This is a genomic window from Actinosynnema sp. NPDC059335, from assembly GCF_042752395.1.
In the GTDB taxonomy this organism is placed as follows: Bacteria; Actinomycetota; Actinomycetes; order Mycobacteriales; family Pseudonocardiaceae; genus Actinosynnema.
The window spans coordinates 73,237-83,177 of record NZ_JBHYXZ010000004.1; the positions used below are offsets into that span (position 1 = coordinate 73,237).

General features: G+C 71.3%; 7 protein-coding genes. 3 read left to right on the forward strand and 4 right to left on the reverse strand.

Going from position 1 to position 9,941, the window contains the following annotated elements; translation table 11 throughout:
- Position 1 precedes the first annotated feature (1 nt).
- Positions 2-1,156 (forward strand): acyl-CoA dehydrogenase family protein, encoded by a 1,155-nt coding sequence (locus tag ACFXGA_RS02180; RefSeq protein WP_378083510.1) that lies wholly within the window; start codon positions 2-4, stop codon positions 1,154-1,156.
- A gap of 145 nt (positions 1,157-1,301) precedes the next feature.
- Here the strand turns inward: ACFXGA_RS02180 and ACFXGA_RS02185 are convergent, their stop codons facing one another.
- Positions 1,302-2,057 carry a crotonase/enoyl-CoA hydratase family protein gene (locus tag ACFXGA_RS02185; protein WP_378083512.1) on the reverse strand — a complete coding sequence of 252 codons (756 nt, stop codon included), beginning with the start codon at positions 2,055-2,057 and terminating at the stop codon, positions 1,302-1,304.
- Entirely contained in the window at positions 2,054-3,646 is a 1,593-nt protein-coding gene (locus ACFXGA_RS02190; RefSeq protein ID WP_378083513.1) for an acyl-CoA dehydrogenase family protein, read from the reverse strand. Before ACFXGA_RS02190 ends, ACFXGA_RS02185 begins: the two co-directional genes overlap by 4 nt.
- An 88-nt stretch (positions 3,647-3,734) precedes the next feature.
- On the opposite strand from ACFXGA_RS02190, the gene ACFXGA_RS02195 reads away from it, so the two are divergent.
- Together ACFXGA_RS02195 and ACFXGA_RS02200 are read left to right on the forward strand one after the other, a co-directional pair.
- Positions 3,735-5,093: an FAD-binding oxidoreductase gene (locus tag ACFXGA_RS02195; protein WP_378083515.1), complete on the forward strand. Its 1,359-nt coding sequence runs from the start codon at positions 3,735-3,737 to the stop codon at positions 5,091-5,093.
- Positions 5,094-5,107: 14 nt separating this feature from the next.
- Positions 5,108-6,343 (forward strand): class I SAM-dependent methyltransferase, encoded by a 1,236-nt coding sequence (locus ACFXGA_RS02200; RefSeq protein ID WP_378083517.1) that lies wholly within the window; start codon positions 5,108-5,110, stop codon positions 6,341-6,343.
- 147 nt (positions 6,344-6,490) lie between these two features.
- Here the strand turns inward: ACFXGA_RS02200 and ACFXGA_RS02205 are convergent, their stop codons facing one another.
- Entirely contained in the window at positions 6,491-7,324 is an 834-nt protein-coding gene (locus ACFXGA_RS02205; RefSeq protein ID WP_378083518.1) for a S1C family serine protease, read from the reverse strand.
- A gap of 45 nt (positions 7,325-7,369) precedes the next feature.
- The gene (locus tag ACFXGA_RS02210; protein ID WP_378083520.1) at positions 7,370-9,409 is read right to left on the reverse strand and encodes a putative bifunctional diguanylate cyclase/phosphodiesterase; all 2,040 of its coding nucleotides are present in this window, start codon (positions 9,407-9,409) and stop codon (positions 7,370-7,372) included.
- Positions 9,410-9,941: the final 532 nt, after the last annotated feature.

Here is a 9,941-nt window from a genome sequence, read left to right on the forward strand (position 1 = left end):
GATGTTGGACTTCCGCCTTGACGAGGAATACGAGGCGCTGCGCAAGACCGTCGAGGAGTTCGCGCGCGAGGAGGTCGCGCCGGTCATCGGCGGGTTCTACGAGCGCGAGGAGTTCCCGTACGGGATCGTCGCCAAGATGGGGCGGATGGGCCTGTTCGGGCTGCCGTTCCCCGAGGAGTACGGCGGCATGGGCGGCGACTACTTCGCGTTGTGCCTGGCGCTGGAGGAGCTGGCGCGGGTGGACTCGTCGGTCGCGATCACGCTGGAGGCGGGGGTCTCGCTCGGGTCGATGCCGCTGTTCCGGTTCGGGTCGGCCGAGCAGAAGGCGGAGTGGCTGCCCCGGTTGTGCGCGGGCGAGGTGCTGGGCGCGTTCGGGTTGACCGAGCCGGGCGGCGGGTCGGACGCGGGCGCGCTGCGGACCACCGCGCGGGTCGACGGCGACGAGTGGGTGATCAACGGCACCAAGGCGTTCATCACCAACTCGGGCACGGACATCACCGGGTTGGTCACGGTGGCGGCGGTGACCGGGCGGCGGGAGAACGGCAAGCCGGAGATCTCGGCGATCATCGTGCCGTCGGGGACGCCGGGGTTCTCGGTGTCGCGCAAGTACTCCAAGGTCGGGTGGAACGCCTCCGACACGCGGGAGCTGTCGTTCCAGGACTGCCGCGTGCCGCTGGGGAACCTGCTCGGCGAGCGGGGGCGGGGGTACGCGCAGTTCCTGCAGACGTTGGACGAGGGTCGGGTGGCGATCGCGGCCCTCGGCGTGGGGCTGGCGCAGGGGTGCGTGGACGAGTGCGTGCGGTACGCGAAGGAGCGCGAGGCGTTCGGCCACCGGATCGGGGAGTACCAGGCGATCCAGTTCAAGATCGCCGAGATGGAGGCGCGCACGCACACCGCGCGGTTGGCGTACTACCAGGCGGCGTCGAAGATGCTGCGCGGCGAGCCGTTCAAGCGTGAGGCGGCGATCGCGAAGCTGGTGTCGTCGGAGGCGGCGATGGACAACGCGCGTGACGCGACGCAGGTGTTCGGCGGCTACGGGTTCATGAACGAGTACCCGGTGGGCCGCTTCTACCGCGACGCCAAGATCCTGGAGATCGGCGAGGGCACGAGCGAGGTCCAGAAGATGCTGATCGCCCGCGACCTGGGCCTCCACTAACCCGCGTGTCCTACGTTCGCGTCGCGCGTGTCCTACGTCCGGAACACCCGAGTTGAACGTTCGGAACACGGCCCGCCCGTCCTGAGCGTTCAACTCGGGGTACGCGAACGTAGGACACGCGCGTTCCGGACGTAGGACACGCGGGTTAGAAGTGGCCGTGGCGGCCTTCGCCCGAGTGGAAGCGGCGCAGGTGTCGGTCCACGTCGGTCAGCGAGGTCAGGCCGTGGGACAGTTCGTTGGCCAGGGCGTCGGGTTCCGGCAGGCCCTCCTGCTCCAGCAGCGACAGGCGGTCGTGGCGCAGGCCCAGCTGCGGGAAGTCCGCCAGCTCCGCCGCCAACGCCTCCGCCGCCGCACGGGACGTCCCGCTCGGCACCACCCGGTTCACCAGGCCGATGTCCAACGCCTCCACCGCCCGCACCGGACGGCCCGTCAGCACCAGGTCCATCGCCCGCGACAACCCGATCAACCGCGGCAGCCGCACGGTCCCGCCGTCGATCAGCGGCACGCCCCACCGCCGCGAGAACACGCCGAACACCGCGTCCTCGTCGGCCACCCGCAGGTCGCACCACAGCGCCAGCTCCAACCCGCCCGCCACCGCGTACCCCGACACCGCCGCGATCACCGGCTTGGACAGCCGCAACCGCGTCGGCCCCATCGGCCCGGACGGCGACCGCGCGTCGTTGCCCCGCTCCGACCCGAGCGCCTTGAGGTCCGCCCCCGAGCAGAACGTCCCGCCCTCACCGTGCAGCACGGCCACCGCCGCGCCCGGGTCGTCGTCGAACTCGCGGAACACCTCGGTCAACGTGTGCGCGGTCGGGCCGTCCACCGCGTTCCGCACGTCCGGCCGGTTCAGCAGCACGGTGAACACCGGCCCCGACCGCTCCACCCGCACCGCGCTCACGGCTTCGGCAGCCCCCGTTCCACGATCGCGCCGAAGTCGACGCCGCGCGGCAGCGTGCCGAACGCCACGCCCCAGTCGCCGGACAGCCGGGACGCGCAGAACGCGTCGGCCACCGCCGGGTGCCCGTGCCGGACGAGCAACGCGCCCTGCAACGCCAACGCCATCCGCTCCACCAGCCGCCGCGCCCGCACCTCGAGGTCGGCGAGGTCGGTCAGCTCGTCCTTGATCCCGTCGACCGCCGCGTCCAGCCGCCGGTCGGCGCCGCGTGCCGCGTCCAGCTCGCCGAAGAACTCCTCCACCGCCTCCGGCGAACGCCCCAGTGCCCGCAACGCGTCCAGCGCCGCCACGTTCCCCGAACCCTCCCAGATGGACATCAGCGGCGACTCGCGGAACAGCCGCGGCAGCCCGGAGTCCTCGATGTAACCGTTGCCGCCCAGGCACTCCAGCGCCTCGGCGGCGTGCGCCGGCCCCCGCTTGCACACCCAGTACTTGCTCACCGCGAGCCCGAGCCGGCTGCGGTTGCCCGCGAGCCACAGCGCCACGGTGGTCGCCGCCTCCGACTCCACCGCCAGGTCGGCCAGCACGTTGCGCATCGCCGGCTGGTCGATCAGGTACGCGCCGAACGCCTTGCGGTGCGCCGCGTGGTGCGCGGCCTGGGTCAGCCCGGCCCGCATCCCGGCCGCCGAGCCGAGCACGCAGTCCAACCGGGTCATGTTGACCATCTCGATGATGGTCCGCACGCCCCGGCCCTCCTCGCCGACCAGCCACCCGACCGCGCCGTCGTACTCCAGCTCCGCGGAGGCGTTGGACTTGTTGCCGAGCTTGTCCTTGAGCCGTTGCAGGAACATCGCGTTGCGGGTGCCGTCGGGCAGCACGCGCGGCAGCACGAAGCACGACAACCCGCCGGGCGCCTGCGCCAGCGTGAGGAACAAATCGGACATGGGGGCCGAGGTGAACCACTTGTGCCCGGTCAGGACGTAGTGGTCGCCCTGCGGCACGGCGCGGGTGGTGTTCGCCCGCACGTCCGAGCCGCCCTGCTTCTCCGTCATCGACATGCCCGCGATCAGGCCGCGCTTCGTCGCCGGCGCACGCAGCCCGAAGTCGTACTCGCGCGAGGCCAGCAGCGGTTCGAACCGCTCGGCCAACGCGGGCGTGGCGCGCAGCGCGGGCACGGACGCGTACGTCATCGAGATCGGGCACCCGTGCCCGGCCTCGGCCTGGCTCCAGACGTAGAACTTGGCGGCGCGGGCGACGTGCGCGCCCGGCCGGTCGTCCCGCCAGGCCGCGGCGTGCAGGCCGTTCGACACCGCGGTGCGCATCAGCTCGTGCCAGGCGGGGTGGAACTCGACCTCGTCGACCCGGTGGCCGTACCGGTCGTGGGTGTGCAGCACGGGCGGGTGGGCGTTGGCCAGTCGGCCCAGGTCCTGCACGTGCGGCGTGCCCGCGAGGACGCCGAGCGAGCGGACCTCGGGTTCGGCCCACTCCGCGCCGCCGCGCCGCAGGCCGTCCAGCAGCGCCGGGTCGGCGGAGACGTCGTGCCCCTCCAGCGGCGGCACCTGGTTGGTCACCTCGTGAGTGGCGTGGCTCATAACCGCTCAGACTACTACCAGCGGGTAACTTCGAAGGTGGTGAAATTTGGGGGTGCTGATCAAGCTCCGGCGGCCTAACGTCGGTGCGGTGAGCGATCACCGGCAGAGCCTGGAGTCGGACCACCACGATCGGGCGGTGGCCGCGTTGCGCGAGCAGTACGCGGCCATCCCGGCGGGCGCACCCGTGCGCCTGGCCAAGGCGACGTCGAACCTCTTCCGGTTCCGCGCCGAGCAGTCCGGCGGGCTCGACGTGGCCCGCTTCGACCGCGTCCTCTCCGTCGACACCGCCACGCGCACCGCGCAGGTGCAGGGCATGACGACCTACGAGAACCTGGTCGACGCCACCCTCCCGCACGGCCTCATGCCGCTGGTCGTGCCGCAGCTCAAGACGATCACGCTGGGCGGCGCGGTGGCGGGCCTCGGCATCGAGTCCAGTTCGTACCGCAACGGCCTGCCGCACGAGTCGGTGCGGGAGCTGGAGGTGATGACCGGCGACGGCGAGGTCGTCGTCGTGGGTCCCGAGGACGACCTGTTTCGCGGGTTCCCGAACTCCTACGGCACGCTCGGCTACACCTTGCGACTGAAAATCGACCTGGAGCCGGTCAAACCGTACGTGCGACTTCGACACGTGCCCTTCGCGGACGCGGCCGAGTGCGCCCGGGTGATCTCGGAGGTGTGCGCCGAGGGGTCCTACCGGGGCGAACCGGTCGACTTCGTGGACGGCACGGTGTTCTCCGGCCGCGAGCAGTACCTGACGCTCGCGAACTGGGCCGACTCCGCGCCGTTCACCTCGGACTACACCGGGAACGCCATCTACTACCGGTCGATCCAGCGGCGCAGCGTGGACTACCTGACCGTGCGGGACTACCTGTGGCGGTGGGACACCGACTGGTTCTGGTGCTCGCGCGCGTTCGGCGTGCAGCACCCGGTCGTGCGACGGCTCGTGCCGAAGCGGTACCTGCGGTCGGACGTGTACCGCAAGGTGGTGGCGTGGGACCGGCGGCACCGCCTGTCCGCGCGGTTGAGCAAGGCGGTGCAGGAGCCGGTGATCCAGGACGTGGAGATCCCGGTGGACCGCCTGGCCGAGTTCCTGGAGTTCTTCCACCGCGAGATCGGCATCAGCCCGGTGTGGCTGTGCCCGGTGCGGTTGAAGGACCGGGCGGGCTGGCCGCTGTACCCGATGGACCCGGACGTGCTGTACGTCAACGTCGGTTTCTGGTCGACGGTGTCGCTGCGCCCGGACGAGGAGCTGGGCAGCCGCAACCGGCTGATCGAGGACAAGGTCACCGAGCTGGGCGGGCACAAGTCGCTCTACTCCGACTCGTACTACGACGAGGAGGAGTTCTGGGACAACTACAACGGCCCCACCTACCGGGACCTGAAGAAGCGGTACGACCAGGCGGGCAGGCTGCCCGATTTGTACGCCAAGTGTGTTCTCCGTAGGTGAAGGGAGCCGGGGTCATGCGGTTGGCGGAGGTGTTCCAGCGGGCGGTCGGAGGCGCTGACGCGGTGCGGTTCAGCGCGTACGACGGCAGCCAGGCGGGGCCGGCCGACGCGGGTGTGAGCATCGAGGTGCGCACACCGGAGGCGTTGTCGTACCTGGCGTCCGCGCCGGGTGAGCTGGGGCTGGCGCGCGCGTACGTGACCGGCCACCTGGAGATCATCGGTGACGTGTACGGCGCTTTGCGCCAGTTGTCCGACTTCTCGCTGCGGGACGTGCCGTGGGCGCAGCGGGTGGAGCTGCTGACGACGTTGGGCCGGACCAGGTTGAACACCCGGGTGGAGGTGCCGCCGCAGGAGCGGCGGCTGCACGGGCTGCGGCACTCCAAGGCGCGGGACCGCGAAGCCATCGCGCACCACTACGACGTGTCGAACACGTTCTACGAGTGGATCCTCGGGCCGTCCATGGCGTACACGTGCGCCGTGTACCCGACCGAGGGCGCCACGCTGGAGGAGGCGCAGTTCGCCAAGCACGACCTGGTGGCGCGCAAGCTCGGGCTGAAGCCGGGGATGCGGCTGCTGGACGTCGGCTGCGGCTGGGGCGGGATGGTCATGCACGCCGCCCGCGAGTACGGCGTGAAGGCGCTGGGCGTGACGTTGTCGCGCAACCAGGCCGAGTGGGCGCAGAAGGCCATCGTGGAGGCGGGGCTGTCCGACCTGGCCGAGGTGCGCTACCTGGACTACCGCGACGTCCGGGAGACCGGGTTCGACGCGGTCAGCTCGATCGGCCTGACCGAGCACATCGGCAAGGCGAAGCTGCCCGGCTACTTCCGGTCGCTGTACCGGAAGCTGAAGCCCGGCGGGCGGATGCTCAACCACTGCATCACCCGGCCGGACAACAAGCAGCGGGCCAAGACCGGCGGGTTCATCAACCGGTACGTGTTCCCGGACGGCGAGCTGGTCGGGCCGGGCCACCTGGTGTCGCTGATGCACGACACCGGGTTCGAGGTGCGGCACGAGGAGAACCTGCGGGAGCACTACGCCCTGACGCTGGCGGCCTGGTGCGACAACCTGGAGAAGCACTGGGACGACGCGGTGGCCGAGGTCGGCCTCGGTCGGGCCCGGGTGTGGCGGCTGTACCTGGCCGCGTCCCGGCTGGGCTTCGAGCGCAACAACATCCAGCTCCACCAGGTGCTCGGCGTGAAGCTCGACGGCACCACGTCCCACATGCCGCTGCGCCCCGACTGGCTGGGCTGACCCGTGGACCGCGGCGTGCGGGCCTCCCCCACCCGCACGCCGCCCCGCGTGTCCTACGTTCAGAACGCGCGTGTCCTACCTTCAGAACGCGTGTGTCCTACGCTCGCGTCGCGTGTGTCGTACGTTCAGGACCCCCGAGTTCAACGCTCAGGACAGTTGGCCGAGGATCTGCTGCACCTGGTTGGACGGGATCGCGAACCCGATCCCCACGCTGCCCGCCTCACCGCTGTCCGACGCGGGCGAGTAGATCGCCGAGTTGATGCCGATGACCTCGCCCGCCGCGTTCACCAACGGCCCGCCCGAGTTGCCCGGGTTGATCGACGCGTCGGTCTGGATCGCCTGGTAGCTCACCGACGACGCGCGCCGGCCGGTCGACGTCCCCGGCACGGTCACCGTGCGGTCCAGCGCGCTCACGATCCCCGACGTCACGGTGCCCTGGAGGCCCTCCGGCGACCCGATCGCCACGACCTCGTCACCGACCTTCACCTGGTCGGAGTTGCCGAACTTCGCCGGCGTCAACCCGCTCACCCCGGACGCCTGCACGACCGCCAGGTCACTCGACGGGTCGGTACCCACGACGGTGGCGTCGACGGTCCGCCCGTCGCTCAACGTCACCGTCACCCGCTGGGCGCCCGCCACCACGTGGTTGTTGGTCAGGATCCGGCCGTCCGCCGTGAGCACGACCCCGGAGCCGAGCCCCTGCCCCTGCGCCGACACCACGTTCACCTGCACCACGCTCGGCAGCACGCGCGCCGCCACGGCCGAAACGTCCGAAGTGGACGAAGAGGCGTTGAGCGCGACCAGGCTGCTCGACGCCGGGCTGTCCGGCGCGTGCAGCGCGCCGACGACCCCGCCGGTGACCCCGCCGAACACCGCGGCGGCCAGCGCCGCGGAGGTCACCACCACACCGGTGCGCCGCCGCCAGAACGACGCCCGCTCCTCCAACGACCCGCGCATGGCGGGGAAGTCCTGTGTCGTCATGACCTCAGGGTCGGCCCGCACCCTATGAGGAGGCTGAGCGTCCCGTCAGGACTTGCCAAGAATCGCGCGGACCTCGTCGAACGCCAGCGGCGATGTGCCGTACAGCGGACCCTGGGCCGCCGTGACGCCCAGCTCGGCCAACCGCCGCGCCTCGTGCTCCGTGCGCACGCCCGCCGCGTACAGGGGCAGCCCCAACGTCGCCGACCACGTGAGCAGCGCCACGGCCGCGCTCTCCTCGACCGGGTCCGCGCCCTCCGCGAGCCCGTACACGGGCGACCCCTGGAACTTCACCGCCGTCAGCGGGATCCGCCGCAGCCGGTCCATCGGCACGTTGCCGCCGCCCACCTGGTCGAGCACCAGCCGCACGCCGTGCTCGGCCAGGTACGTCAGCTCCTCCACCTGGTCGTCGGTGATCAGCGCGGGCAGGTGCTCGCTCAGCTCGAACCGCAGCAGCCGCGCCGGCAGCCCGCTCTCCCGCAACGCCCGCCGCACGGTCGCGCCCAGCTCCGGCTCCTGGCACTGCCGGGCGGTCAGGTCCATGCTCAGCACCGGCGCGGCGTCGCCGAACTCGGCGTGCCACCGGCCCGCGTCCGCGCACGCCTGCGCGATGGCCCACTTGCCCAGCCGCGCCGCCATCCCGGTGCACGTCGACAGCGACACCAGCTCCTGCGGGTCGAGCAGTCCCTCGGTCGGGTGATCCCAGCGCAGCCGCGCCTCGACGGCCACCAGGGACCCGTCGACCAGCGACCGGACCGGCTCGTAGTCGACCCGGAACTCACCCTGCTCCAGCCCGCCGGAGATCGACGCGGCCAACCGCATCCGGGCACGTTCGCGCTGGTCACGGGTCTTGTCGTAGAGGGCCCACTGCGCCTTGCCGTCGTCCTTGGCCCACCGCACGGTGAGGTCGACGCACCGCAGCAGCTCGGCCGCGTCCGCGCCGCGGGCCGGCTGCACCACGATGCCGACGCTGGCGGTCACGCCGATGCCGTCGTCACCCACCCAGACGGGTTCGGCGAACAGCTCGACGGCGGACTCCACCAGGGTCACGACGGACGCCACGTCGAGCGGGTCGCCGATCAGCACGCCGAACTCGTCCGGCCCGATCCGGGCCAGCCGCCCGACGCCGTCGAACACCGACCGCAGGTGCCCGGCGACCGCGGTGAGGATCCGGTTGCCGACGTCGTGCCCGAACGCGTCGTTGACCACCCGGAACCCGTCGAGGTCGAACACGACCAGGGCGAGCGTCGCGGGACCGCGGTCGCCGACCGCGCCCTCCAGCCAGCCGACGAACTGCGCCCGGTTGGGCAGGCCGGTCTGCACGTCGTGCAGGCTCTGCCGGACGAGCTGGCTCTGCAACGCCCGCACCTCGTCCAGGTTCTCGATCATGGTGACGTAGAAGGCGGGCTCGCCGTCGTCGTCGCGCAGCAGGGCCAGCGCGATGAGGACGTCGACCACGTCGCCGTCGGCGCGCACCAGCTGCGTTTCCGTGCGGACGTGCTCGGTCCCGTTCTGCAGCGCCAGCGCGGCGCGATCGATCCGCTCTCGCTCGTCCGGGTGAACCAGATCGCGGCCGAGTGAACCGATCAGGTCCTCGGCGGTGTGGTCGAGCATGGCCAGCATGGTGTCGTTGCAGTCGAGGATCACGCCGTTGATGTCGGAGACGGCGATCGCCAACGCCGACGTCTGGAACACTGCGCGGAACTTCGCTTCACCCGCGCGTAATGCGGATTCGTCTGTTCGGGTGGTCTTTAACGCCTCGGCGAAACCGGCCGCCAACGCGCCGAGCACGGCCGGGTCGAGGTGCCCGCCGACGAACGCGAGCGTGCGCTCCAGCGTCTCGGTGGCGGTGAGGCCGTGCTCGACCAGGTCGCGGCCGACCCGGCGGGCGTCCGCGGGGGAGCCGTTCGGCCCGGTAGCGGCCCGCAACGCGGCGGTGAACCCGACGAGGAGGTCCTCGAGCGCGGTGGGCGGCACGTCGGTGGACGGGACGGTGGACGCGATGGCGGCGGCCCAGCGACGCGCGCACGCGTCCTGGGTTTGTCCGGGCTCATCACCCGGTCTCGCCGCACCTGCCTGTTCGGCCATCTTCATTCAGCTCTGCGGGCCAATCTTCAACGGTAAGCCGGTGCGGATTTCTCCCGCACATTGTTCACTCGAATGGTCGAATGGGGACCGGAGGTCCCGGTCAGCTTACTTCTTGCCCGCCCGGCTCCGGCAAGTCGCTCGGCGGTTCTCTTCAGCGTCCCGTGATCTTGGAGGGCGTCGACCGGGACGTGCGCGCCGGTATGGCCTGATCATCCCGCCGGTGGTCGGAGTTTCACCGATTCAGTGGTGTACCGCGGGACTTCTGCGCGGCATCGTGAAGCTTTTTCGCGGGTCGGGCGGAAGCGGACATTTCGTGACCGGCGGCCGTCCCGAGCGTTGAATTCGGGTGTTCCGGACGTAGGACTCACACGACGCGAACGTTGGACTCACGCGTTCTGGAGGTAGGACACGCGCGGGGGGGCCGGGGGGGGGGGGCCCCCCGGGGGGGGGGGGGCCCGGGGTCAAGGACCAAGGGATTGGGGGGGGGGGTGGGGGGGTTTGTGTGGGGGGCCCCCCGTTACAACCCCCCACC

What these genes read in the sequence shown, in the direction of transcription:
- ACFXGA_RS02180 (WP_378083510.1), top strand. Translation starts at nt 2, where the DNA reads ATGTTGGACTTCCGCCTTGACGAGGAATACGAGGCGCTGCGCAAGACC.
- ACFXGA_RS02190 (WP_378083513.1), bottom strand. Translation starts at nt 3,646, where the DNA reads ATGAGCCACGCCACTCACGAGGTGACCAACCAGGTGCCGCCGCTGGAG.
- ACFXGA_RS02200 (WP_378083517.1), top strand. Translation starts at nt 5,108, where the DNA reads ATGCGGTTGGCGGAGGTGTTCCAGCGGGCGGTCGGAGGCGCTGACGCG.
- ACFXGA_RS02210 (WP_378083520.1), bottom strand. Translation starts at nt 9,409, where the DNA reads ATGGCCGAACAGGCAGGTGCGGCGAGACCGGGTGATGAGCCCGGACAA.
- ACFXGA_RS02205 (WP_378083518.1), bottom strand. Translation starts at nt 7,324, where the DNA reads ATGACGACACAGGACTTCCCCGCCATGCGCGGGTCGTTGGAGGAGCGG.